Origin of the sequence: Nonomuraea sp. NPDC050783, from assembly GCF_040802095.1 — a bacterium.
Lineage (GTDB): Bacteria > Actinomycetota > Actinomycetes > Streptosporangiales > Streptosporangiaceae > Nonomuraea.
In genome coordinates, this window is sequence record NZ_JBFAHK010000003.1 from 82331 (window position 1) to 105712 (window position 23382).

Consider the following 23382-nt stretch of genomic DNA (forward strand, 5'->3'; position numbering starts at 1 on the left):
CTGCGGGGTGAGGCTCAAGGATGATGATCCATGAGTGACGATGACGGCGGAGCTGCCGAGCGGTTCACCGTTTCGATCGGTCTGCATGAGGACTTCGTCGTCGCGCGCGCGGCCGGCGAGCTCGATCACGCCTCCACCGGGCTGTTGCACCAGCAGATCAAGGACACCTGAGCCAGGACGCAGGCGGCCGGGCTGGTGGTGGGCCTGAGCGGGCAGACGTTCGTCCATGGCCTTTGGAGCCAGTATGTCGTGGCCGCTGTCATCCGGAAAGGTCCGCCACCTGTACCGAAGCGACCGGCAGTCAGCAGCTCGAAACGGAACTCGAGCAGGCCGGGAATGGCCTCTGTGCCGATACGGGCTTGATCGATAAGGTGATCGGCCATGGGTGTCTTGGTCGATTACTTCACCGCGGAATCCGAGCAGCTGGCCCGGCAGGCTCTGCTCGGCGGGCCAGAAGCCATCAACTTGCCCTATGTCGACTGCAAGGGCTGGATCGACGAGCTCGACACGCTGGTCGCTGAGATCAGCGGGCGTGACCTCAGCGAGTTCGGCGACAGCGAGGACGTCGTGGACGACGGCGAGACGGCGGGCGTGGAGCGGATGGCGCCGGAGACCGTCGCCGCGCTCGCCGATGTGGACGATGCGCGGCTGCGCGAATACGCCGATGACGAACTGCTCGAGGAGTACGAGGTCCAACGGATCACCGCCCTGCGGGACCTGGCCCGCGAGGCGAGGCGGCTCGATCAGGGGATGTATCGCTGGTCGTGCGTCTGAACGCGGCGAACAGCTCTTCCCGCAGCGCGGGCGGCAGCTTGCGGCCCAACCGCGCCGGGCTCACCAGGGCCTGATCGTCGTTCCATTCGCGGGCCGTGCCGGCGAGGAACTCCAGCGCGGAGCGGGCCTCCTCGCGGTGCCGTGCCTCCGGCCAGCTGTCGACCAGCGGCAGCACCGCCCTTACCCGTTCGATGATCCGGTCGAGAAGCGCACAGCCGGGCAGGCCGGGAAAGCGCTGGGCCCGCAGGTCGATGTGGCGGAAGGAGACGTCATCGAGCTCGGCATCGGTGAAGTCGTTGCCGGTGAAGTCGTTGTGATCCCTGCCGAGCACGGCCTGGTCGCGGCCCGCCGGGCGGCCCCAGAAGTTCATGCTCCGCACGCGACCGAGAAAGACGCACTCGACGAACTCGGCCTCGAAGGTGGACGTCTGGTTCCGCAGCCGGGATCGATCGAACACACACCGCTCGAACCGCACGTTGCCGAAGAAGGTCTGCTGCGCAAAACGGGTACGGCGGAAGGTGCAGTCGCGAAAGACGGTCTGCGGCCACGTGGCGCCGTCCCACTCCTGTCCGCCGATGCCCGTGCCGGTGCTGCCCATCAACGGCTGCTCGAAGGCGGTGCCGGAGAAGTCGCATCCGTCGAAATCGCTGCCGTAGGCGTTGAAGCCGACGAACCGCGTCTCGGTGAAGTCGACGTTCACCAGCCGCGCGCGGTCGAAGATCACATCGGTCACACCGGTGGGCAACTGGAAGCGCTGGTCACGGAGCTGCCCGCGAGCGACCCTCGCGCTTCGCCACTCCTCGTGCGTCGGCTCGAGGGTGAACCGCTCAAAGGTGTTCACGCCGGCCGCCTGAAAGAAGGACATTCATGTGCGGAGTCTCGCATCCGACACCGACAAACCAGGGCCTCCAAGAAACCCGGACTGCCATCCTGGCAATGATTCAGCGCCGGGGCCGGGAGGCGAGGTAGCGGGGGAGGTGATCGTCACAGCACGCCCAGCAGAGCGAGCCGACTGGGGTTTCCTGTTCCTCGAGTTGCAGGAAGTACGGAACCCCAGCCGAAGCCAGAGGATCGGCCCACGTGGGCGGACATGAAGCCGACCGGGGTGGTTTCAAGGCGACAACTGTGCCCGCGCAGACCGCCGACAGCGCATAGGCCCCAGACCAGAGGCGGTCGACGTCCCGCCCGCTCCGAGCCGCAGGTGCCTGCGCCACCCGGCGAAGAGGACAAGGTCCACCGGATCAGCGTTCCTGTTCCTCATGAGAGTCTTCCTCGGCGGACACGGTTCCCGGCGGGGTGCGTAGGACGCCGCCCGGGAGGATGAGACCGTGGTCGAGACGGGTTCAGCGGCCAGGCGCGCGACGTCGTCGATCTGGCACGCGAGCATGCCCGATCCCACGGGCGCAGCGCGCTCGGCACCGAACACCTGCTGCTCGGGCTCCCCGACGTGGGGATCTCTTACAACCCCACCAGAACCGAGATCGTCGATCGGCTGAATGCCGTGGGGGTGCTCAGCCGCTACCACAACCCTCGCTGACGTGCCCTTCGGGACGTCAGCGATCTCCAGGCAGGCCGCCCTGCCTGGAGAAACGAGCAAATTGTGATCATCTGTCCGGCAGAGCCATGCCGATCACGAAAGGTGGGCCAGAACCCAGTTCTCGCCCTTGAAAGCGGGTTTTAGTTACTGGTTGCGAGAAGCATGGCGAGACGCTCGGCTGGGGTATCCCAGTCGAGCGTTTTCTTGGTCTGGCGTTCAATTCGGCGGCGACGTCGACGTCGATTCGTCCACCACATCCGTGGATGTGACCCTGATCAGGAGGAGGAGTTGTTGAGCAGAACGGCTTGAAGCACCGCCAGGCTGACTGCGGTCGTCAGGGCGATGAACAGCTTACGTACCTTGGGCATCGTGCCTCCTCGGCAAGGGTGGATGAGTCACTTGCATAGGAGTGGTGGCGAAATTCGGTGGCGTCAGCCCGTTATGAGGGTTCTGGCCTTCCTGAGTGGCTCGAAGAGGGCGAGGTCCTGGTTGGTGAGGATGACGATGGTGTAACCCTTGGTGGGAAACATGTCCAGCTCGCTCCAGTAGCCGGGGATGCCGCCGTTGTGGCCGACCACGCGCACGCCGTCCCGCAGTTCGTCGCTGAAGCCGTAGGCGTACTTGCTGTCCTTGTTCAGGCCTTGCACCTTGCCTTCCATGACGGTCCGGGTGAGCTTGGCGTTGAGCAGCCGGTGTCCTTGCAGGGCCTGGGCGAAGTTGAGCATGTCGCCCACGGTGGAGATGGCGCCGCCGGCGGGCGACGCCCCGTCGGGCTGGTCGCCGAGGTCGCGTAGCTCGCCCTTCGGTGTGGTGCCGTCCATCGTCGGCATGCCGACCCACCGGCCGCTCGCGTCGAACAGCGCGTAGGGATGAGCCATGTGCCTGACCTTGGCGGGCGTCCAGGGGCCGAGGGAGGTCTCGTGCATCCGCGCGGGCGTCAGGATGTGCTTGCGGACGTAGCCGGCGTAGTCCTGCTTGCTCACCTGCTCGATGATCGCGCCCAGGACGATGTAGCCGGCGTTGCTGTACTGCATCTTCGTGCCGGGCTTCGACGTCAGCGGCTGCTTGACGATCTCCTTCATCAGGACGTCCACGTCGGTCTGCGCATGGTCGTTTCCCGGAATCTCACCCAGACCCGAGGTGTGGGTGAGGAGGTGGTGGACGGTCACCGTGTCGGCGATCTCGTCCGGGAACCCCTTGACGTGTGTGCCGATCGTGTCCTGGAAGGCGACCTTGCCTTGCTGGACGAGCTGGGCGACGGCGACGCCGGTGATCATCTTGCCCATGGAGCCGATGCAGAACCGCGTCCGCGTGGTGTTGATCTCCTTCCTGGCCTTGTCGGCCATGCCGTAGGCGTTGTACATGATCGTCCGGCCGTTCTTGGCCACCAGGACGGCTCCCGAGAACTTCCCGGCTGCGGTCAGGTCCTTCAGGTAGGCATGAAAGGCACGCCAGTCTTCTCGTGAGGGAGCAGCGGCCGCCTGCGCGACCGGCCGTCCCGTGGCGGCGAGCGCCGCCAGCAACGCTCCGCCGGCAAAAGTCCTGCGGCTGACATCCACGGGGATGTTCCTTTCGATAGTGCCTGGACAGGGGGCTGCATCGCGCTGTCGCCACCGCGGCCCTGCTAGGGACAGAGCACGCTCGCGGCGGCCTTGTTCATGGCGTCGTTGACGGGCATGGCCTGCCGGTTGTCGATCTTCAAGGTGGTGGATACCGCGAGCTGGGTCCGGCCGTCGGCGGAGGTGTAGGTCACGGCCAGGAAGCCGGGGCCGCTGCCCGCGGCCGCCGCGACCGTCCCGCCGCACAGATCGGGCCGCAGCTGTCCGACCGCCTTCTGCAGGTCTGCCGGCAGCAGTCGGCCCTGGTTGAGCGCGCGATAGAAGGAGCTGAGGTCGCCGGAGGTGGAGACCACTCCTCCGGCCGCGCCGCCGAAGCTCGCGTTCTGCCGGTCGACGTCGCGCGGCCTGCCCTTGGCGTCGGGGTGGTAGCCGTGCCCGTGCGGGCCCTTGATTCCCTGAGGAGGTTTGGTGGTCAGATAGGTGTGTTTCATCCCCAGCGGTACGAAAAGACGCCGTTCCAGCTCGGCGGACAGGCTGCGGCCGGTCACCTTCTCGACGATCAGGCCGAGGAGCACGTAGTTGGTGTTGGAGTAGGCGAACCCCGCGCCCGGCTCGCCGGTGCGGGGGACCTCGCGGGATGCCTTCACCAGGTCGATCGGGGCGTAGTAGGTCGTGAAGTCGAAGGCGTCGTCGAACTTCCCGGAGGTGAAGAAGTCGGGGACGCCGGAGCTGTGGCGAAGCAGCTGCTGGACGGTGATCTCGCCGGCCCGCTCGACCAGATCCTGCCGCGCCACCTGGGGCAGAACGGCGGCCAGCGTGTCCTCCAGGCGGAGTTTGCCCTCCTTGACCAGTTGCAGGACCACGGTGGCCGTCATGAGCTTGGTCTGGGACCCGGCCCGGTAACGGGAAGCCGCGGGAATGTGTCCGCCCTTGCCGTCGAGCAGGCGGGTCCCCGCGCTGCCCTGGCCCTTGCGCCGGCCGTCGGCGTACAACTCGCCGATGGCCCCCACCACGCCGTCGATCTTCGCGAGGCGCTGCATCGCCTGCTGGACGTCTGCCGGCCTGGTCTCGACAGCGGCGGTGGCGGAGGTGGGGAGACCCAGCGCCAGCATGGCCGAGGCCAGGCCGGTCATGCCGGCCGCTCGTGCACGGCTCATTTCCTGTGATCCTCTCTAGGGGAATGGCGAGGCTGATCACATCTACCGGTCGGCGCGTATCGGCGGGCGATCGGTGGACCATACGTGGTCCATATGTGGACGTTGCGATACTGCGCGGATGCGTGTGCTCCTGGTCGAAGACGAGCAGCCCCTCGCCCGTTACGTCGAGGCCGGGCTGCGCAAGCACGGTTTCACCGTGGACGTCGCCCTCGACGGCCGCAGCGCGCTGGACAAGTGCGAGCTGACCCCGTACGAGGTGGTCGTGCTGGACCGGGATCTGCCGGAGGTGCACGGTGACCAGGTCTGTCGCCGCCTCGTCCAGCGGGGCGAGTCGCGGGTGCTGATGCTGACCGCGTCCGACGCCGTGGAGGACCGGGTCGGCGGGCTGATGCTGGGCGCCGACGACTACCTGGGCAAGCCGTTCGCCTTCTCCGAGCTGGTCGCCCGCGTGCACGCGCTCATCAGGCGCAGCGCGCCGGCCCGCCCGCCGGTGCTGCGCGCGGGCGGCGTGATGCTGGACCCGGCCCGTCGCAGCGCCGAGCGGGACGGCCGGCTGCTGCGGCTGACGCCCAAGGAGTTCGGCGTGCTGCGGCAGTTGCTGGCCGCCGGCGGCGACGTGGTCAGTGCGGAGACGTTGCTGGAGAAGGTGTGGGACGAGTACGCCGACCCGTTCACCAACGCGGTCCGGATCACCGTCGGCACGCTGCGCCGCAAGCTCGGCGACCCGCCGCTGATCGAGACCGTCACCGGCGCCGGCTACCGGATCGGCCCGTGCGGCTGACCGCCCGCGCCCGGCTCGCCGTCCTGCAGACCGCCCTCGTCCTGGCCGCCGGCGCCGCGCTGACCGGGCTGACCTACCTGCTGATGAAGCGGCGTCCCGCGCTGGTCACCCACCTGGACCCGGACGGCCCCGACGCGCAGGGCACCCTGCGGCTGGTGCCGCAGCCGCAGGACCTGCGCGAGCTGGCCGACCGGGTGCAGGCCGACACCCTATCCGCGCTGCTCCCCCAGGCTGGGCTGGCGCTCGCCGTGGTGACCGCCCTGGCCGCCGTGCTGGCCTGGCTGGTGGCCGGCCGGGTGCTGCGGCCGATCCGGGTGATCTCCTCGGCCGCCCGGCGGCTGTCGGCCGAGAACCTCACCGAACGAGTGCCGGTCACCGCCCCGGCCGACGAGCTGTCGGCGCTGGCCGGCACGGTCAACGACATGCTGGACCGCATCCAGCGCGGCGTCGCCGAGCGCGACCGCGCCCTGGACGGCCAGCGGCTGTTCACCGCCAACGCCGCCCACGAGCTGCGCACGCCGCTGACCACCGCGCGTACCGCGATCGACGTCACCCTGGACGGCCGGCCCAGCCGGGAGGAGTTGCTGGCGATGGCCGGCGACGTGCGCGACGCCGTCGAGCACATGCAGCGCGTCCTGGACGGGCTGCTGCTGCTGGCCCGCAGCCAGGCCGGAGCCGGCCCGCGAGAGGCGGCCGACCTGGCCGCCATCACGGCCGAAGCCCTCGACGCCGCCCAGGAGCGAGCGGCGGCCGCCGGCATCGCCGTACGCGCGAGGCTGCGGCCGGCACCGGTGACCGGCGAGCCCGTCCTGCTGGAACGCCTGGTCGGCAACCTGGTCGACAACGCGCTGCGCCACAACCACACCGGCGGGCACATCGTCGTCGAGACGTGCACAGCGGGCGCGCGCGCCGTGCTGCGGATCGGCAACACCGGCCGGGAGATCGTGCCCGAGGCGGTGCGGACGCTGCTGGAACCGTTCGTGCGCGGGCACCTGACCCGTGTCCGCGCCGACAGCCCCGGCCTGGGCCTGGGGCTGTCCATCGTGCGCGCGATCACCCAAGCCCATCAGGGGAACCTCGCGATCACCGCCCGCCCGGGCGGCGGCCTCGACATCACCATCGACCTGGCCGCACGTGAACGCACGCACGACTCGACACCCCTCACGCGGACGGCCCGCTAAGAGCCGACACAGGTCTTCCCGGCCTGCTGGACGCATCCTTCGGGCAGCCGGGGCCCGTCGCCGGTCCAGCCGAGTGCCCTGACCACCTGCGCGGCCGCCATGTCCCCGACCTCCAGGCCGGCGCTCTCGGGCAGTGGCCCGGCCACCAGGGTCGTCGTGCCGAGCACGTCGCCGCTGGAGCGATCGATCACCAGCCGCCGTTCCAGCGGGTCCCGATCGACCTTACGGACGATGGCCATGCCGGTTCGCCCGTCGGCGTCCCTGGCCTGGTCCACGGTCCGCGCGCCCGGCAACGCGGCCATCATGCGCAAGGCGGCGGCCCGCACGGCGGGCGGTGCAGGCGTGTTCATGAGTATTCCCTCGCCCATCAGCCACAGCGTGTCCTGCTCCGAGTACTGCTTGACGAAGGAACCGCTGGGACCGGTGGATTCCTGGTGCGTGGGGGCCTGCAGCCGCAGCAGCTCCGCTTCCAGCCGCCGCGGGTCCTGCGGCAGCGCGAGGAACTGGGCACGGGTCAGGGACACACCGCCGATCTCGAAGCCCTTCGGGAAGTGGTAGTCCGCCCGGCCGCGCCGGTCCCGTACGCCTTCGCAGCCCACCTGGAAGCCGCACAGGTCGGGCGCGCCCGCGGCACGCCATTTCCGCTCGTCGGCGGCCGTGTCGGGCCGGGTGTAGAGCGGCGTGGTCTCCACGGCGGGGCCGCGGGGAGTCGACCAGAAGACCCGGCGGACGCTGTCCTCGATGTTGTACGCCTGCTTGGCCGGCCGCCCCCACGTCAGCGTCTCCGACTCGCTGCGCCAGTACGCACGCGGCTGCTCGGCCCGCCGCGCCAGCGCGTCCACGACCGCGGTGAACCTCGTCGGAGCCTCGGCGGAGCCCCCAGGCGGGGCTGCGGAGGAACCCAGCAGTGAGGGGACGATCGCGACCGCCCCGAGTACCACCGCGACGGAGGCGGCCGCCAGCACCGGCAGCCCTCGCACGCCTCTGCGCGGTCGGACGGCGGCAGGAGTTCCGGTGGCTTTCAGGCTCTGTGGGGACACCAGTTCCGCTCCTGCGGCAAAGGCGTCACGGAGCCGGTCTTCAACGTCGCGGGTCATCGCTCCTCCTGCAGTGTCGCGGCGAGCGCCTTCAGCGCCCGCGATGCCGTCGATTTGACCGTTCCGCGGCTGACCCCCATCACCTGGGCGATCTCCGCCTCCGGCAGGTCGAGGTAGAACCGCAGCACCAGCACCTCGCGCTGGCGTCGCGGCAGAGCCCGCACGGCCAGGAACACCTGCCGGCGGGTCTCCCCCAGCAGCGCCGCCGCCTCCGCCGACCAGAAGGGCACCTCGCGATGGCCGCGGAACCGCCCGATGATCGTCCTGCGGCGCAGCACCATCCGGCATCCGTTGACCACGGCCGCCCGCAGGTACGGCAACACCTGCCCGCGGTCGGACAACCGGCTCCACCTGCGATACACCGCGGCGAACGCGTCCTGCACCACGTCCTCGGCGCTCTCCTGGTCACCCACCAGCAGGAACGCCAGGCGCACGAGCGCGAGGCGGTGGGCGAGGAACAACTCGGTGACGACCGCGTCGGCCGAGGCCTCGCCGCCCGGAACACCGGGTGGGGGATGGATGATCTCGGATTTCATATCACCTACATGCACAAGCTCCCCAGGAGGTTGCGTCACTTCGTTGATGAAGTGGGCGTGCGCTCGGCGGCACCGCTTGGTCGTCGCGCCCGTGCGGCGGGTCCCGGCCCGGGACGACCTGCCCGCGGGGAGTGTCGCAGGCACCCGCATATGGACCACATATGGCGCGCCGATCGCCCGCCGATACGTGCCGGTCGATAGATGTGATCACCTCGTCGTTCCCGTAGAGAGGATCGCAGGAAATGAGCCTTGCACGAGCGGCCGGCATGACCGGGCTGGCCTTCGCCTTGCTGGCGTCGAGCCTCCAGACGCCGGCCAACGCCGCCGGCCAGGTGAAGCCCGCAGACATCCAGCAGGCGATCGACAACGTGGCCAGGACCGACGGCGTGGTGGGCGTCGTCGGCGAGCTGTACGTCGACGGCAGGCGGAAGGGCCAGGCGAGCGCGGGGACACGCCTGATCGGCGGCAGGGGCGGGCGCATCCCCCCGGGTTCGCGTTACCGGATCGCGTCACAGACCAAGCTCATGGAGGCCGCAGTCGTCCTGCAACTGGCCGGGGAGGGCAGGCTCGGCCTGGACGACAAGCTCGGCGACGTCCTGCCCGGGGTGTACGGGGAGGGGGATGACAAGATCACCGTGCGGGACCTGATCCGGCACACCTCCGGCATCCCCGACTCCGGCGAAGCCGGGAAGTTCGACGTCTTCGACTTCACCACCCCCTACAAGCCCATCGACCTGGTCAAGGCCGCGCGCGCCCTTCCTCAGGGCGAACTCGGGCAATACCGCTACGCCACCACCAACTACGTGCTCCTCGGCATGATCATCGAGAAGGTGACCGGCCACGACCGGGCCGCCGAGTTCGAGCGGCGGTTGTTCGCCCCGCTCGGCATGAAGCACACCTATCTGGCCACCAAGGTGTCCGACCAGATCAAGGGCCCGCACGGGCACGGCTACTACCCCGACGCCAACGGCAGGCCGCGCGACGTCGACCGGCTCAACGCCACCAGCTACGGCGTCGAAGGAGCGATCTCCACCGCGCACGACGTCAGCGCCTTCTTCCGCGCGCTCAACCAGGGCAAGCTGGTGCCGTCGGAGCTGTCGAAGCAGCTGCCGCGGCCCTTCCCCGAGCTGTGCGGCGGAACGGTCTCCTCGGCCTCGGGCGGCCTGCCCGGGATCAGCTCCGTCACCTTCTCCTCGGCCGACGGCCGGACCCAGCTCGCGATGGCCGCCACGCTGAAGATCGACAACGAGCAGGCCATGGCCGTCGGCGACGCCATGAAGCAGGCCGCCGGAGCCGTCCTCTGCCCCGGCCGATGACCGCAGGTCATCCGCCCTTTCATCCGGCAAGGAGAGCGTCCATGAGACGACGGATCCTCGGCGTGCTGCTCACGGCGCCGATCACGTTCCCCCTGATGTTGACCGGCTGCGGCTCCGGCCCCGGCAAGCAGACCGCGGCAGGCGCGCCGCCGAGCGCGGATGCGCAGGACAAGGCGCTGAAGTTCGCCCCGTGCATGCGCGACAACGGCGTGGAGTCCTACTCCGACCCCGAGGGCAGCATGATGCGCATCACCCAGGAGGCCGCCGAGGACCCGGACCTCAAGTCCGGCGAGGAGAAGTGCCAGAAGGAGTCGGCCGCCGCCAGCCCGGGAGGCTCATGATGGCGCCAGTGGTGGACAGGGTCACCATCGACGGCACGACAGAGCCGGTGGCGCCACCCGATCGGCCGCGGTCATGCCCCCGGCCACCACGACGGTGACCGGGCAGACCCTGAACGGCACCAGGGACGCCGACGGCGAGCTCGGCTACGGCCCGGTGACCTCGGGGCCGTGGCCCGTCAGCCCGGCACGATCACGTGGCTGCCCGGCAGCGGCGCAACGGTCACCCGCGGCAGATCGCTGTACCGGCTCGACAACAGCCCCATCACGCTCCTGTACGGCGACACGCCCGCCTACCGCGACCTGAAGATCGGTGTGGAGGGCAAGGACGTCGAGAACCTGGAGCACAACCTGCGCAAGCTCGGCTACGACGGCTTCACGGTGGACGTCGAGGCCGAGGACCAGCGGATGGCCAGGAAGGGCGCCGAGGTCCAGGTCATCCTGCCGGACGGCAGGCGCGTGACCGGCAAGGTCACCGAGATGGCCACGGTCATCGTGCCCGGCGAGGGCCAGGACGAGCCGGACACGCGGGTGGAGGCACTGGTCTCCATCGGGAACGCCAGGCCGGCCAAGGGCCTGGACAAGGCTTCGGTGGACGTGACGTTCACGGCGTCGCCGCGCAAGAACGTGCTGACGGTGCCGGTGCCGATGCCGGTGGCGGCGCTGGTGGCGCTGCGGGAGGGCGGGTTCGGCCTGCAGGTCGTCGAGGGCGGCACGTCCCGCCACATCGCCGTCAAGACGGGGCTGTTCGCCGGGGGCAAGGTCGAGGTCTCCGTCGCTGCGGATCGACCACGGCGAGCTGATCGCGATCGTCGGCCCGTCCGGGTCCGGCAAGTCCACCATGCTCGACGTGGTCGGCACGCTCGACCGGCCGTCGTCGGGGACCGTCCAGATCGATGGGTACGACGTGTCGAAGCTGTCGGACAACCAGCTCTCGGCGCTGCGCGCGACCACGATCGGGTTCGTGTTCCAGTCCTTCCACCTGGCGGCCAAGGGTCTCGGCGCTGGACAACGTGGCCGGCGGCCTCGTCTACACCGGCATCAGCAGGCCCGAGCGCCGCCGCCACGCCGCCGCCGCGCTCAAACGGGTGGGGCTGGAGCACCGCATGGACCACGAGCCGCACGAGCTGTCGGGCGGGGAACGCCAGCGCGCCGCCATCGCCAGAGCCGTGGCGGGCGACCCACCGCTGCCGCTGGCCGACGAGCCCGCCGGCGCCCTCGACTCCGTCTCCGGCGCCGGCGTGATGGAGCTGCTGCACGAGCTGAGCGCGGCCGGCACCACCATCCTGTGTCTGGGCCGATGAACTCAGGGGTGACGGGATGACGACAGTCCAGCGGCCTCGGCCGGCCCCGGCCAGAATGCGGCCACGCGACGTCATACGCGTCGGCGCGGTCGGCCTGCGGACGCGTCCGCTGCGGGCGCTTCTGTCCGCGCTGGGCTCGCCATCGGCATCGCGGCCATGGTCGGCGTGGTCGGCCTCTCCTCGTCGTCGGGCGCCGGGCTCGACCGCCAGTCGTCGGCGCTGGGCACGAACCTGCTCACCCTTTCGGCCGGTTCCACGAGCTCGGGCGAGGCGGCCCAGCTGTCCGTGGACGCCGAAGGCCGTGGTCGAGCGGATCGGGCCGGTGGAGGCGGTCTCGTCCATCGGCAAGGTCGGCGAGGCCAGGGTCTACCGCTCCGAGCAGATCCCGAAGGCCGCGACGAACGGGCTCAACGCCTACGCCGCCCGCCTCGACCTGCCCGCCACCGTCGGCGCGATCCTGAGCAGCGGCACCTGGCTGAACGCGGCCACCAAGCGTTACCCGGCCGCCGTGATCGGGGCCTCCACCGCGCGGCGGCTCGGCATCGGCACGGCGGACCCGGACACCCAGATCGTCGTCGGCGGCATCCGCTTCACGGTCATCGGCATCCTGGAGCCCGTGGCGCCGGCCACCGAGCTGGACAGCGGTGTCCTGGTCGGCTGGCCGGTGGCGGAGTCACGGCTCGGTTTCGACGGCCACCCCACCACCCTCTACACCCGCTCGGAGGAGGCCAAGCTGGAGGACGTTCGCCAAGTGCTGGCGGGCACGGCCAACCCGGAGGCGCCGAATGAGGTGGACGTCTCCCGCCCGTCCGATGCGCTGGCCGCCGATCGTCCCGGCCTGGGCCACAATCGGCGGGCTCACGGCGACCCTGCTCATCGGCGCCATCGCCGGCCTCCACCCGGCCATCCGCGCCTCCCGGCTGTCCCCGGCAGAAGCCCTGGCCACACCATAGAGCGCTGGTCCAGCCCGTTTCAGGCGCCCAAGCCTGATCATTCATGAACGTCCCCTTGGCGAGCCCCTTTGTCCTCTCGACCGCGATCGCGACGTTCGCGCCAGAACGGTGCCGGTCCGTCGCGCCATGAGGGTCAGGACCTCGTCCTCGGGGGCTGTGCTCGACGCGCCCCGCCGATTGCCTGACGAGGGAGCGGTGGATCCCGGCGAGGGCGCGTTGAAGATCGGCTCGAAGTCGTGGATCGGACGGGTCGGCGAGATCGGGTGGAACGACCCTGCAAGCGCCTCCGCCGCCGACCGGCATTAGATCATAAAAAGATTATCTACAACGGTATCATCTGCTATCATCCATTCTATTGATCACAGAGAGGGCTTGATCGAACATGACCGACAACACCGCCGGATTCCGTCCCGGCCAGGGACCCAGCCCCCGCGCGCTCACCGAGGAGGAGGCGACTCGGCTGCTCGGCGGGCAGCGATTCGGCGTGCTGGCCACTCTGAAGCGCAACGGTCAGCCGCACCTGGCCTCGATGGTCTACGCGTGGGACCCGCAGGAGCGGATCATCCGGATCCCGTCGGTCGCCGGCCGGATCAAGGCGCGCCACCTCCTCAAGGACCCGCGCGCGACGTTCCAGGTGCAGGGCGAGACCGTTCTCTCCTATGCCGTAGCCGAGGGCGAGGCCGAGGTCTCCGAAGTCACCACGCGGCCAGGCGACGCCATCGGCCAGGAGCTGCTGTCACTGTTCGGGACCATCAGCTCGACGGACGAAACGGAGTTCTTCGAGCAGATGGTGCGAGACCGGCGCCTGATCATCAGGCTCCGAGTGGCACACCTCTACGGAACGGCCTTGGACGGCCCCCTGATCAGTTGACGCTTCTGCCCACCCAGCCGCCGTCCGCTGAGCCGGATCCGGCGACGACCGATGGCTTCCGGCGGCCGAGGCCGAGGCCGAATCTGGTGAGGCCCCAGCGCCTCGCGGGCTCGTAGGTGATCAGGCTCAGCGCGAACGACCCGCCTTTGAGGCACCGCCTGCCGTAGCCGAGCAGAAGAACCTCGCGGCCCCGCATACCGCCGGCGCCAGGAACAGTCCCCGCCACCGCTCGACCATCTCCATGATCGAATCGTCGGTGGCGACGAGGAAACCCAGCATGAAGTAGGCCGCGAAGACGAGGATGTTCTTGCCGCCCACCTCCGGCAGGTACGACAAGGCGGTCAGCAACGCGACGGGCAGCAGAGCCGGCAGGGGCTGCCGCAGCCATCTTGGCGCGTATCCCCGCCTGACCAGGGCCAGGGCCAGCATCGGCCGGGCGAGCGCGGCCGAGATGAGGAAGAGGAACAGGATGAACCGCAGATGCGCCGGCGAGATCCCGCCCGCGTACTCCGACCAGTCGGAGAAGTCAGTGAAGTACCTCCACAGGAAACCGGCGTAGGACCCCTCGTAGCCACGGTGGAACCGCAGGACGTAGTACGCCTGCGGCGGCACGATTACCAGCACGGTGGAAGAGGTGTTCACCCCCGCCCTTGACGTAGAACGAGGCACCGTCGTTGAACACCCGCGCGGTGTGGTACGGGAACAGGAACAGGATGCCCAGGTCGCGCAACCAGTCGATGTAGTTCTGGCGCCCGCCGCGCGAGGAGGTACGCCGCCGGCTGCCGGCCGAGGCGGCACGGGTGTTCGCCGAACGCGGCTACGCCGACGCCCGCATCGAGGACGACGCCCGCATCGAGGACATCGCGGCCAGCGCCGGTTTCACCAAGGGGGCCGTCTGCTCCAACTTCGGCGGCAAGCAGGAACTGTTCGGCGCCATCCTCGGCGGCGGCGCCGAAACCGAGCTGGCCGCCGTACGGGAGGAGATCCACGACCTCGACGACCTTCCCGCGGTGATCGGCCGGGTGGCGTCGCTGGTCACCCGGCGAATCGTGGCGGACAGTGGCCGCGGGCACCTCGGCCTGGAGTTCGCGGCCCGCGCGGCCCGCGACGAGCAGACCAGACAGGTTCTCACCCCGACGCGCCGGGCCCAGCGCGAAGGGGCCGCCCGCTCGATCGCCGAGATCGCCGAGATCGCCGAGATCGCCGAGATCGCCGAGCGTACCGGCGTCCACCCCGCCGTCGATCTCGACCAAGCCGCGCTCATCATGCACTGCCTGACCAACGGCCTGGTCAACGAGCACATCGCCGATCCCGACGCGGTCGACGCCGAGACCGTCGAACGAGCGTTGACCACCGTACTGACCTGCCTGCTGCCACTTCCGCCGAGCGACGACCAGCCATGCTCCTGAACGCGAACGTGACCATCTCGACACGAGACCCCATCGGGAGAGCAGCGGTCGCCTCATCTCATCGGTGAAGACGAATCCGCTGTCCACCCAGTCCCGTCCTCGACCGCGTGCCGGGCTCCGCCTGCCGGAAGGCGGGTTGAGCACACCGATGGCCGGGGCGGCGAGCAGGGTGATGAGGCACCCTTTGACGTGGCCCTGCCCTTCGTGCCGTAGCAGCCGACGACTCCGCCGCTGTTCTCACGCCGTCCCCATCAGGAGGGAGGAACGGTGATCGACATGGCTGGATCCAACGGCGCTGACGTCCTGGCCGCGTGGCCTCCTCCTCGTACCCGGCGAACGTGACGACCAGCCGATCATCGGCCATGACAGCACCGTGGACCAGCCCGCCTCATGCGAACAGCGCGCCTTCCAGCATCGCAATGAGCGTTTCCGCCGCGTCCCGGGCGTCGAAGTCGCCATCCTGCATGTGCGCTCCGATGATGCCGTCGATCGCCCCGCCTGTGAGGACGGCGAGCGTGCGCAGGTCGGGGCCCGGGGGCAGGCCGCGGGCCTGGCGGGCGTCATGGAGGAGGGACGCGAGGGGTTTCCAGCGGGCCGACGCGTCGGAGACGTCGCCGATGATCACCGAACCCATGATCATGCGGATGTGGTCGGGGCGTTCGGTGAGGTGCCCGACCATCCGTCGTACGTACGCGGCCGGGGCCTGTTCGGCCGGAACCGTGTCGACCGCCGCGCCGACGGCGGCCACGAGTTCGCCGAGGACGCGTTCGTGGGCCGCCGCCACGACCGCGTCCTTGGAGGCGAAGTGGTACAGCACGGCACCCTTGGTGATCCCGGCGGTCTGCGCGATGCGCGTCAGCGAGGCGGCGGCGTATCCGTGCTCGGCGACGAGGTCGATCGTGATCTGGATGATCTGATCGCGACGCGCCCGTTCGATGAGGCTGAGCTGCCTGTCGCTGCTGTCCGATGCGGTACGCCGTGCTGCCATGGTCCCGACCGTACCGCATCGCCGCGTATGCTTCTGAACATCGGTCAAAAAATTGACCTGTGTTCAGTGCGGAGGTTCCGATGAGTGATGACATCGAGCAGGCAGAGGTCAGGCACCGGCGCAAGGCACGTCGCCGCCGGGTGCTGAAGATCGCGGGCGGTGCCGTCGCCGTCGCCGCCGTGGCCCTCACCTTCGCCCTGCGCGCGCCGTCGCCCGTCGGGCATTGGAACAGCACCCAGGGCCAGGCGGACTACCTGGCCGCGTACGACAAGGCGATGGCGGCCATGCCCCGGGCGGCGAGCACGATCGACGTACGCACCGGCTTCGGCATCGTGCGCGTCTACCGGTACGAGGGCCAACCGGAGCGCGCCGAGCCGCTGGTACTCCTGCCCGGCAGGGCATCGGCGTCACCGGTCTGGGCCGGCAACCTTCCCTCCCTGCTCAAGGTCGGCGACGTCTACACGATCGACCTGCTGGGCGAGCCGGGCAGGAGCGTGCAGGAGGTGCCGATCACCTCCGACGCGGACCAGGCGGCATGGCTGGACGAGGTGCTCGCACAGCTGCCCGAGAAGTCCTTCCACGTGGTCGGCCTGTCGATCGGCGGATGGACGGCGGCCAACCTGGCCGTCCGCCGACCGGCGCACGTCGCCACCCTGACGCTGATCGACCCGGTGTACACCTTCTCCGACATCCCCGCCGGCACGGCGATCCGCGCGATCCCCGCCTCCGTGCCGTGGCTGCCGAAGTCCTGGCGCGACTCGTTCAACTCCTACACGGCGGGCGGCGCGCCGGTGGCGGACGTGCCGGTGGCGGACATGATCGAGTCCGGGATGAGGAACTACACCCTGCGTCTGCCGCAACCCGCGCGCATCGGCGAGGACGCGCTGGGCGAGCTGAAGATCCCGGTGCTGGCGATCCTGGCGGGCGACTCGGTGATGCACGATGCCGGGTCCTCCCGAGGGGTCGCCGAGCGCGTGCTGCGATCGGGGACGGTGAAGGTCTACCCCGGCGCCTCGCACGCGATCAACGGCGAACACCCGGACGAGATCGCCGCCGACCTCGCCGCGTTCCTGGCCGCGAGCTGACACGATCACGCCGGTCCAGACACATAGGGGTGCCGTCAACGAACGTGGCACCAGTTGCCCCCGTCCTGCGCGGGTGCGCAGACCCCCGAACTGCCAGGTGCAGGGCGGAGGGCAGGCTACGACTACGGCCGGCCTGCCACCACGCAGGCTCTCGCTTCCCCTCGGCCGGATCGCTCATGCCGGCCGCCGCTGCCGTCCTGTGCTCCCGCGCACGCGGGGATGGCCCCGCCCCTGGTCGAGGCCCGGTTACCAGCCCCGGCTGCCCGCCCCGGCCGGCGGGTGACCACCACCGCCGACGTGGCTCAGGCCCTGGCGCTGATCCGCCACCAGCAGCCCGACCTGCTGCTCTCCGATGTGAGGATGCCCGGCCTGGATGGTTTCGCGCTGCTGCGCACCGTCCGCGCCGACCCGAACCTCGCCGCACTGCCGGTCATCCTCCTCACCGCCCACGCCGGCGAGGAGACCTGTACTGGTTCATAACTCATCGCGTGGTGCTTGATCTGCGGCTTTGACCTCCGTAGGCCCCAAGGGCAAGATCGCGGGTCCGTGCCGGTTCGTCTGCTGTATCTGACCTTGATTCGGGTGTTCGGCTGGTTGGTGTTGCTGGGGCGTGGTCAGGCGTCCAAGGATGTCGAGATCATGGTCCTCCGACATGAGGTTGCCGTGTTAGAGCGTCAGGTCGTTCGGCCAAGGCCGGACCGGACCGACCGGGCGCTCTTGGCGGCGTTGGCCCGCTTCCTGCCGTCGGTGCTGCGAACACATCGGCTCGTAACCCCCGCACCCTCCTGGCCTGGCATCGTCGTTTGATCAAACGCTCGTGGGCCTACCCACACCGCGCCGGCCGTCCCGGAACAAGCAAAGAGGTTCGGGATCTGGTTCTCCGCCTGGCGCGCGAGAACCCGAGGTGGGGTACCGGCGAGTACATGGTGAGCTGGTTCGACTCGGCGTGCATGTGGGTGAAGCGACCGTGTATCGGATCCTACGTTCACGCAGGCACCGGTCGGCGCCACGAAGCTTCGACACCTCTTGGCGGACGTTTCTGCGACTGCAGGCGAAAGGATCGCTCGCCTGCGACTTCTTCCACGTCGACACGGTCTTCTTGAAGCGCCTGTGCGTGTTGTTCGTGATGGAGATGGAAACGCGACGCGTGCACATCCTGGGCGTTACCGCTCACCCAACAGGCGGTGGCACGGCCGATCCCGCCGCCCGTGACAGCCAGGCGCGTCAGCCCGGCGGGCGGTCCGGGGTGACGAATCCGCTCTCGTAGGCGTAGACGACGGCCTGGGCGCGCCCGCGCAGCTCTAGCTTGGCCAGGATCCGGTTGACGTGCGTCTTCACCGTCGCCTCGGCCAAGCCGAGCTCCGCGGCGATCTCCGGGTTGGACAGGCCGCGCGCCACGTGGAGGAGCACCTCGCGTTCGCGCGCGGTGAGCCCGTCCGCGTCCGGCCGCGGTGTGCCGTCCGGCAGATGCACGGCGAACCGCTCCAGCATGCGGCGCGTCGTGCTGGGCGCCACCACGGCATCGCCCGCGTGCACCGACCGGACGGCGCTGAACAGGTCCGCCGCCGGAGCATCCTTGAGCAGGAAGCCCGAGGCGCCCGCCCTGATCGCGGCGAAGGCGTACTCGTCCAGGTCGAACGTCGTCAGGATGAGCACCTTCGGCGTCGCCGCCGTGGCGCCGGAGCGGATGCGGCGAGTCGCCTCGACGCCGTCCATCCCCGGCATGCGCACGTCCATGAGCACCACGTCGGCCTCGACCGCGCGCACCTTCTCGACCGCCGCCGCGCCGTCCGCGGCCTCACCGACCAGCTCGACCTCCGGCTGGGAGCGCAGGATGAGCCGCAACCCGGCCCGGACGAGCTCCTGGTCGTCCACCAGCACGATCCGAATCACGACGCCGCCTCGCACACGCCGCTCAGAGGCCCCGCGCCCTCCCGGACACCTCCGAAGTCGCGAGCCCGCGCGCCCTCCCCGCCCCTCTCCGAGACATCGTCCCGCGCGGCAGGGAGGCGGGCCGACACGCGGAAGCCGCCGCCGGGCAGGGGCGCCGCCTCGACCGTCCCGCCATACATCGCCGCCCTCTCGCGCATGCCGGTCAGCCCGTGGCCGCTCCCGGTCGTCAGCGTGGCCGCGCCCCGGCCGTCGTCGGTGACGTCGAGCGCGACCTCGCCGGGGCCGAAGCGGAGCTCGACCTGGGCGCGCGTGCCGGGCCCGCCGTGCTTGAGCGCGTTGGTCAACGCCTCCTGGACGATCCGATAGACCGCCAGCTCCTGCCCCTGGGACAGATCCTGGGGCGTCCCGTGAACGGTGAGGACGGCCGGCAGCCCGGACGCGCGGGAGCGTTCGACGAGCTCGCCGAGCCGCGACAGGCCGGGCTGGGGAGTACGCGGCTCACCCGCGCCGGACTCGTCGCGCAGCACGCTCACCAGCCGCCGCATCTCGGCCAGCGCCTGTCGGCCGGTCGTGGCGATGGTCGCCAGCGCGTCCTGGGCCAGCGCGGGCTCGCTCGCAACCGCGTACCCGGCGCCCTCGGCGTGCAGCACGATGACGCTCACGTGGTGGGCGACCACGTCGTGCAGCTCGCGCGCGATGCGCGTCCGCTCGGCGGCGGCCGTGATGACGGCCTGCTGGCCCCGTTCCCGCTCGGCCTGCTCGGCCCGCTCCACCAGGCTCGCCACGTACTGGCGGCGCGTGGCGGCGTGGATCCCGGCGATCCAGATCGCGACCACGAACACGGAGAACGCCGCGTACTCCTTGACCAGCACCCCCAGCGGCGCGCCCGGCCGCGCCACCAGGAGCAGGACGCCCAGCTCGGCGACCGCGCCCGCGGCGACGGCCCAGGGCAGCCGACGCCACGCGGCGACCCGGTACATCGCGATGAGCACGCTCAGGTTGGCGGCCAGCAGGTCGATGCCCGCGGCCCACTGCGCGAAGCTCACCGCCGCCGTGACCGCGAAGACGGCGAGCGGGTCGCGCCGCAGTCGCAGCAGCGGCGCGAGCAGGGCAGCGTGCAGAGCAAGCACCGCCCACAGCGGCGCCGACGAGCCGGCGTACGCCACCTGGATCACGCACAGCGGCAGCAGCGGCGCGAGCAGGATGACGTCTTTCGACACGCTGGGGCGCGCCGTGGAGGCGTGGACGCGAGCGCGGATTCGGGCGAGCACCCGACCAACGATAGGGATCGGCCGCCCGGCCCGGTTCCGCCCCCGGTCGGAGATCTGCGTACAACCCAGGGTGGAGAGGTCAGGGGATAAGTGTGACCTCCGGGTACACCCGGCTCGGCCCGTCGAAGAGCGGGGTGCGCCGCCCCTTCAGGTGTAGGTCGAAGAACGCGGTGAGGTAGGCGCGCTGGGCGGCGATGGAGCGTTCCGGGTCGATGGTGCCGATGGTCTCGGCGATCGGGAGGCCCTTCAGCCGGCCGGCGAGCTGCGGGTAGATCGCCTGCAAGTCGAAGAAGGAGAAGTGCTGGGCACCGGTGAAACGCGCCTCGCGCTTCCAGCCGGTGGAGGCGTTCCAGAACGACTTCCAGGTGGGCTCGCTGTCGCGGGTGGTCGTCCCTCCCGCCACCTGGAGGAACGGCCGGGTGACGCCAAGCGTCGCGGCCGGCCCGAGGAGGATGCCGTCGAGGTTGGCGCCCGCGTCGACGCGCGGGTCGTCGCGCAGGAGCTGGGCGGCCGTGGCGCCGCCCATGGAGTGGCCGAACGCGCCGACATGCGACAGGTCCAGCGCGCCGGGCAACCCGGCCGGCAGCGGCCCGCGTCCGGCGCCTGGCCCGCTCCCGCGGTTCAGGCGGGCCAGCTCGTCGAGGACGAACCTCAGGTCCGCCACCCTGGCCTCCAGGAGGACTTTGAAGAGCTTCGCCTGGTCCTCCTCCGTCTTCACGGGCGGCAGCTTGGAGTGCTCGACCCGGCCGCCGGGGAACTCGACCTGGTCCGGCTCGTGGGTGTGGTCCACGGTGACGACGGCATAGCCGCGGGCGGCCAGCTCCTCGGCCAGGACGGTGCTGAGCGCGCGCGGCGCCTGGTAACCGGGCGAGAACAGCACCACCGGCAGCTTGCCCGCGCTCCGGTCAGCGGCGGCTCCGGCGCGGGCGTGGGTCCTGGTCGCGGCCCAGTCCGCCTGTCCCGGCTTGACGCCGAGGTCGGCGGCGGTGTCCCGGTCGAAGTCGGCCGCGGCGAGCGGCGGCATCTGCGGCGCCAGGGGGAGGCCGTCCGAGCGGCGGGCGGGGTACCAGACGCTCACCATGAGCTCCCGGTACGACTGCGAGGTGACGAGCGGGTCGGGCCGGGAACGGTCCACGAGGCGCAGGGCGACGGTGCCGATCGGGCGCCGCAGGGTGGGGGCGGGCAGCCTGAACCTGATGGCGGAGGCCGCCGTCGCGGCTGTCGCCGTCGCCGTCGCCGGGCCCGTGGTACGGGCTGCCGACGCCGGGGTCGCAGGCGCGGCCAGCAGGGCGGCGGCGAGCCCCAGCCCGGCGGCTCGGTATCTGTGCACGCGCGTGAACGCTGACATGAAGGGTCTCCTCGTCAGGGGTCGAAGTCCTACGAGGAGCCTTCCAGCGATCTTCGCCGGACGGCTCGTGCGCCGGAACGAACTGCGGATGCTCCCGCGGGTTGACCGCGGACGATCATCAACCTCAGGGTTGACCCGTCGCAGTGTCCGTCACAGGCCACCGCTCTGAGACGCCTCCGGGAGAACGCCGCGCAGTGACGCGTATCGCGGGAGGACGCCGCGCACGGAAGCCGCCGCCTCCTCCGCCGCAATGGTTGCCCCGGCGGGCGCCTCGTTCAGGCCCGGCCGGCGCGGTAGGCCGCGTCGTGCGAGATGTCGATCTTCGACCGGTCGGGCAGCGCCGGCGTGGCCGCCAGCCCGATCACCGCACCGACGATCCCGAAAATGGACCTCCAGGACCAGCCGTCCGCCGGCACTCTGAGGTAGGAGCGCGCCGTTCAGCCGGGAACACCGGCCCGCTCGTGCGGCCGGCCAGCAGCCGGGCCACGGCGTGTTCCAGTGCACATACTCGATCGCGCCACCTTTGGAGGTGACGCGGGCACGTCATTGGTATCCAACCACCTGGCTACGGCCACCTCGCGCACCGCTGCAGCCGTCTGGCCGGGGGCGGATGATGCGAGCATGCCTCCGCCGGGGAGCCGGAACAGCCTGTTCCCGCCGGGCCTGACTAGCACAGCTCCTGGGACATCAGCTCGCAGAAAGGAAGATCTAAGCTTGACTCTGTGGGGAATCTTGAGAAGCCGATCGTTTGACGGTAGGTATCCGACAAACTCCGGAGAGTCGGTGAAGTCGGCCTTCTCCCCGAGGTGTCACATGTCCGTCCGTCCTCGTACTGAGGCCCAGATCCCGCTGTTGACTGCGCAGGTAGCCCGCGCGAGCAACCCTGCCGGCACGCCGGCGATGTGGATCCGCGACCGGCTGGACGGGCTGTGGAAAGACGAGGACTTCACGCAGTGGTATCCACGGGACGGGCGGCCCAGGCTGTCACCGGCTCAGCCGGCCACCGTCTGCGTGCTGCAGTTCCTGCTCGACCTGTCCGATCGTCAGGCCGCCGAGGCCGTCGCGAGATATCGCCCGGCTCGTCGGCCACAGCGGGACGGCGGTCACCGAGGCCGTCTACCGCAAGCAGATCCGCCCCGTACTGCTGCAAGGAACGTGGTCAGGATGAGCACCTTGGGCGGCGCGCCCTGGGCCGTGGCGAGGATGCGTTCCATGGCGGTGATGCCGTCCATGCGGGGCATGCTGATGTCCATGAGGACGACCTCGGGTTCGAGGTCCGCCGCCATCCGCACGGCCTGCTCACCGTCGGCGGCCTCGCCCACCACCTGAAGCCCCGCGCTGCGCAGCAGCGCGGCCAGGCCGGCGCGGACCAGCACCTGATCGTCCACCACCAGGACCTTGATCATGCCCTGTCCTCTGTCGGCTCGTCCAAGGATGCTCGCGCTGATCGTTCCTCGGAAGAGGAAGACACGTCCGGTCATGTCGATCAACCACGCCCTCCATGAAGGTGGGGCGGGCAGGAGACGAGAGGCTGTCATCGGGGGTCAGGGCACCCACGGGAACACGCTCTGTCCCTTGGTGCCCCCGCTGCCCCTGCTGTTCTGGATGGTCACCTGGAAGTGCAGCCCCCGAGTCGGTGCCAGCCAGAAATTTGACTCCTCTGCGTACAGAGACATCCGGTACGCCAGAGCGACACTCAGCCATGTCTGTGGGAGGTGTCACGGCGCGCCCAGGGTTGCGCCTGCCGAAAATTCCATCCATGCAGGTCAAGCCGCTTGCGAGTACTCGTGGAGGACGCCGCCGAGCCGGTCTCGTCGGCATATGTTCAGGTCGGTGAATTGCTCGGGATCCGTGATTGGATCGGGGGCGGTGCGCAGCGGGGCTGCTTGGTGCAGGGCTTGATGGGCTCGGTGCTGGTCGTAGAAGTGTTCGTACTCGCGCGGGGCGTGCCGCAGGTGGTATTCGTTGGTCACCATGCTCACCG

General features: G+C 70.1%; 26 protein-coding genes and 1 pseudogene. 13 read left to right on the forward strand and 14 right to left on the reverse strand.

Annotation, left to right across the window (positions count from 1 at the left end):
- Window positions 1-30: 30 nt before the first annotated feature.
- Entirely contained in the window at window positions 31-171 is a 141-nt protein-coding gene (locus AB0H75_RS08495) for a hypothetical protein (RefSeq protein ID WP_367792604.1), read from the forward strand.
- A gap of 210 nt (window positions 172-381) precedes the next feature.
- The gene (locus AB0H75_RS08500) at window positions 382-774 is read left to right on the forward strand and encodes a hypothetical protein (RefSeq protein WP_367792607.1); all 393 of its coding nucleotides are present in this window, start codon (window positions 382-384) and stop codon (window positions 772-774) included.
- Here the strand turns inward: AB0H75_RS08500 and AB0H75_RS08505 are convergent.
- Window positions 701-1639 carry a pentapeptide repeat-containing protein gene (locus tag AB0H75_RS08505; RefSeq protein ID WP_367792610.1) on the reverse strand — a complete coding sequence of 313 codons (939 nt, stop codon included), beginning with the start codon at window positions 1637-1639 and terminating at the stop codon, window positions 701-703. The two genes, AB0H75_RS08500 and AB0H75_RS08505, sit on opposite strands and share 74 nt — an antisense overlap.
- Before the next feature lie 507 nt (window positions 1640-2146).
- Between AB0H75_RS08505 and AB0H75_RS08510 the strand changes: the two genes are divergently transcribed.
- Window positions 2147-2311, forward strand: a complete 165-nt coding sequence (locus AB0H75_RS08510; RefSeq protein WP_367794182.1) for a Clp protease N-terminal domain-containing protein — start codon at window positions 2147-2149, stop codon at window positions 2309-2311.
- A 431-nt stretch (window positions 2312-2742) separates the two neighbouring features.
- Here the strand turns inward: AB0H75_RS08510 and AB0H75_RS08515 are convergent, their stop codons facing one another.
- Both AB0H75_RS08515 and AB0H75_RS08520 read right to left on the reverse strand, forming a co-directional pair.
- Window positions 2743-3870, reverse strand: coding sequence for a serine hydrolase domain-containing protein (locus AB0H75_RS08515; RefSeq protein ID WP_367792613.1), 1128 nt, complete (start codon window positions 3868-3870; stop codon window positions 2743-2745).
- 65 nt (window positions 3871-3935) lie between these two features.
- Window positions 3936-5027, reverse strand: coding sequence for a serine hydrolase domain-containing protein (locus AB0H75_RS08520; RefSeq protein WP_367792616.1), 1092 nt, complete (start codon window positions 5025-5027; stop codon window positions 3936-3938).
- 118 nt (window positions 5028-5145) lie between these two features.
- On the opposite strand from AB0H75_RS08520, the gene AB0H75_RS08525 reads away from it, so the two are divergent.
- Both AB0H75_RS08525 and AB0H75_RS08530 read left to right on the forward strand, forming a co-directional pair.
- A complete protein-coding gene (locus tag AB0H75_RS08525) occupies window positions 5146-5808 on the forward strand; it encodes a response regulator transcription factor (protein WP_367792619.1) in 663 nt (220 codons plus the stop codon).
- Entirely contained in the window at window positions 5799-6989 is a 1191-nt protein-coding gene (locus tag AB0H75_RS08530) for a sensor histidine kinase (RefSeq protein WP_367792621.1), read from the forward strand. Before AB0H75_RS08525 ends, AB0H75_RS08530 begins: the two co-directional genes overlap by 10 nt.
- Here AB0H75_RS08530 and AB0H75_RS08535 read toward each other — a convergent pair.
- Both AB0H75_RS08535 and AB0H75_RS08540 read right to left on the reverse strand, forming a co-directional pair.
- Window positions 6986-8086 carry a CU044_5270 family protein gene (locus tag AB0H75_RS08535; protein ID WP_367792624.1) on the reverse strand — a complete coding sequence of 367 codons (1101 nt, stop codon included), beginning with the start codon at window positions 8084-8086 and terminating at the stop codon, window positions 6986-6988. The two genes, AB0H75_RS08530 and AB0H75_RS08535, sit on opposite strands and share 4 nt — an antisense overlap.
- Window positions 8083-8622, reverse strand: a complete 540-nt coding sequence (locus AB0H75_RS08540) for a SigE family RNA polymerase sigma factor (RefSeq protein WP_367792628.1) — start codon at window positions 8620-8622, stop codon at window positions 8083-8085. The genes AB0H75_RS08535 and AB0H75_RS08540 overlap by 4 nt, the downstream gene beginning before the upstream one ends.
- 242 nt (window positions 8623-8864) lie before the next feature.
- On the opposite strand from AB0H75_RS08540, the gene AB0H75_RS08545 reads away from it, so the two are divergent.
- Together AB0H75_RS08545 and AB0H75_RS08550 are read left to right on the forward strand one after the other, a co-directional pair.
- A complete protein-coding gene (locus AB0H75_RS08545; protein ID WP_367792631.1) occupies window positions 8865-9938 on the forward strand; it encodes a serine hydrolase domain-containing protein in 1074 nt (357 codons plus the stop codon).
- A gap of 41 nt (window positions 9939-9979) precedes the next feature.
- Window positions 9980-10279, forward strand: coding sequence for a hypothetical protein (locus AB0H75_RS08550; protein WP_367792634.1), 300 nt, complete (start codon window positions 9980-9982; stop codon window positions 10277-10279).
- 362 nt (window positions 10280-10641) lie between these two features.
- On the opposite strand, the gene AB0H75_RS08555 is transcribed toward AB0H75_RS08550, so the two are convergent.
- Window positions 10642-10992: a hypothetical protein gene (locus AB0H75_RS08555; RefSeq protein WP_367792636.1), complete on the reverse strand. Its 351-nt coding sequence runs from the start codon at window positions 10990-10992 to the stop codon at window positions 10642-10644.
- Between the two features lie 62 nt (window positions 10993-11054).
- Here AB0H75_RS08555 and AB0H75_RS08560 point away from each other — a divergent pair.
- The 3 genes and pseudogenes from AB0H75_RS08560 to AB0H75_RS08570 form a co-directional block, all read left to right on the forward strand.
- Window positions 11055-11571: pseudogene (locus tag AB0H75_RS08560) on the forward strand (ABC transporter ATP-binding protein); the annotation flags it as partial.
- A gap of 310 nt (window positions 11572-11881) precedes the next feature.
- The gene (locus tag AB0H75_RS08565; protein WP_367792639.1) at window positions 11882-12580 is read left to right on the forward strand and encodes an ABC transporter permease; all 699 of its coding nucleotides are present in this window, start codon (window positions 11882-11884) and stop codon (window positions 12578-12580) included.
- Window positions 12581-12915: 335 nt separating this feature from the next.
- Window positions 12916-13404, forward strand: a complete 489-nt coding sequence (locus AB0H75_RS08570; RefSeq protein WP_367792642.1) for a pyridoxamine 5'-phosphate oxidase family protein — start codon at window positions 12916-12918, stop codon at window positions 13402-13404.
- Window positions 13405-13530: 126 nt separating this feature from the next.
- Here the strand turns inward: AB0H75_RS08570 and AB0H75_RS08575 are convergent, their stop codons facing one another.
- Complete coding sequence (locus tag AB0H75_RS08575; protein ID WP_367792645.1) at window positions 13531-14046, reverse strand: hypothetical protein; 516 nt, start codon at window positions 14044-14046, stop codon at window positions 13531-13533.
- 158 nt (window positions 14047-14204) lie between these two features.
- Here AB0H75_RS08575 and AB0H75_RS08580 point away from each other — a divergent pair, with 158 nt between their 5' ends.
- Window positions 14205-14813, forward strand: coding sequence for a TetR/AcrR family transcriptional regulator (locus AB0H75_RS08580; protein ID WP_367792648.1), 609 nt, complete (start codon window positions 14205-14207; stop codon window positions 14811-14813).
- 388 nt (window positions 14814-15201) lie between these two features.
- On the opposite strand, the gene AB0H75_RS08585 is transcribed toward AB0H75_RS08580, so the two are convergent.
- Window positions 15202-15801 (reverse strand): TetR/AcrR family transcriptional regulator, encoded by a 600-nt coding sequence (locus tag AB0H75_RS08585; protein ID WP_367792651.1) that lies wholly within the window; start codon window positions 15799-15801, stop codon window positions 15202-15204.
- Between the two features lie 80 nt (window positions 15802-15881).
- Here AB0H75_RS08585 and AB0H75_RS08590 point away from each other — a divergent pair, with 80 nt between their 5' ends.
- Together AB0H75_RS08590 and AB0H75_RS08595 are read left to right on the forward strand one after the other, a co-directional pair.
- Window positions 15882-16886: an alpha/beta fold hydrolase gene (locus tag AB0H75_RS08590; protein ID WP_367792654.1), complete on the forward strand. Its 1005-nt coding sequence runs from the start codon at window positions 15882-15884 to the stop codon at window positions 16884-16886.
- A 279-nt stretch (window positions 16887-17165) separates the two neighbouring features.
- Window positions 17166-17366 carry a response regulator gene (locus tag AB0H75_RS08595; protein ID WP_367792657.1) on the forward strand — a complete coding sequence of 67 codons (201 nt, stop codon included), beginning with the start codon at window positions 17166-17168 and terminating at the stop codon, window positions 17364-17366.
- Window positions 17367-18110: 744 nt separating this feature from the next.
- Here AB0H75_RS08595 and AB0H75_RS08600 read toward each other — a convergent pair.
- From AB0H75_RS08600 to AB0H75_RS08625, 6 genes are all read right to left on the reverse strand, one after another.
- Window positions 18111-18779, reverse strand: a complete 669-nt coding sequence (locus AB0H75_RS08600) for a response regulator (protein WP_367792659.1) — start codon at window positions 18777-18779, stop codon at window positions 18111-18113.
- Window positions 18776-20050, reverse strand: a complete 1275-nt coding sequence (locus AB0H75_RS08605; protein WP_367792662.1) for a sensor histidine kinase — start codon at window positions 20048-20050, stop codon at window positions 18776-18778. The genes AB0H75_RS08600 and AB0H75_RS08605 overlap by 4 nt, the downstream gene beginning before the upstream one ends.
- Window positions 20051-20129: 79 nt before the next feature.
- Entirely contained in the window at window positions 20130-21380 is a 1251-nt protein-coding gene (locus tag AB0H75_RS08610; RefSeq protein ID WP_367792665.1) for an alpha/beta hydrolase family protein, read from the reverse strand.
- A gap of 1121 nt (window positions 21381-22501) precedes the next feature.
- Complete coding sequence (locus tag AB0H75_RS08615; protein ID WP_367794184.1) at window positions 22502-22879, reverse strand: response regulator transcription factor; 378 nt, start codon at window positions 22877-22879, stop codon at window positions 22502-22504.
- A gap of 63 nt (window positions 22880-22942) precedes the next feature.
- On the reverse strand, window positions 22943-23074 hold the full coding sequence (locus AB0H75_RS08620; RefSeq protein WP_367792668.1) for a hypothetical protein: 132 nt from the start codon (window positions 23072-23074) through the stop codon (window positions 22943-22945).
- Between the two features lie 90 nt (window positions 23075-23164).
- Window positions 23165-23374 (reverse strand): hypothetical protein, encoded by a 210-nt coding sequence (locus AB0H75_RS08625; protein WP_367792671.1) that lies wholly within the window; start codon window positions 23372-23374, stop codon window positions 23165-23167.
- Window positions 23375-23382: the final 8 nt, after the last annotated feature.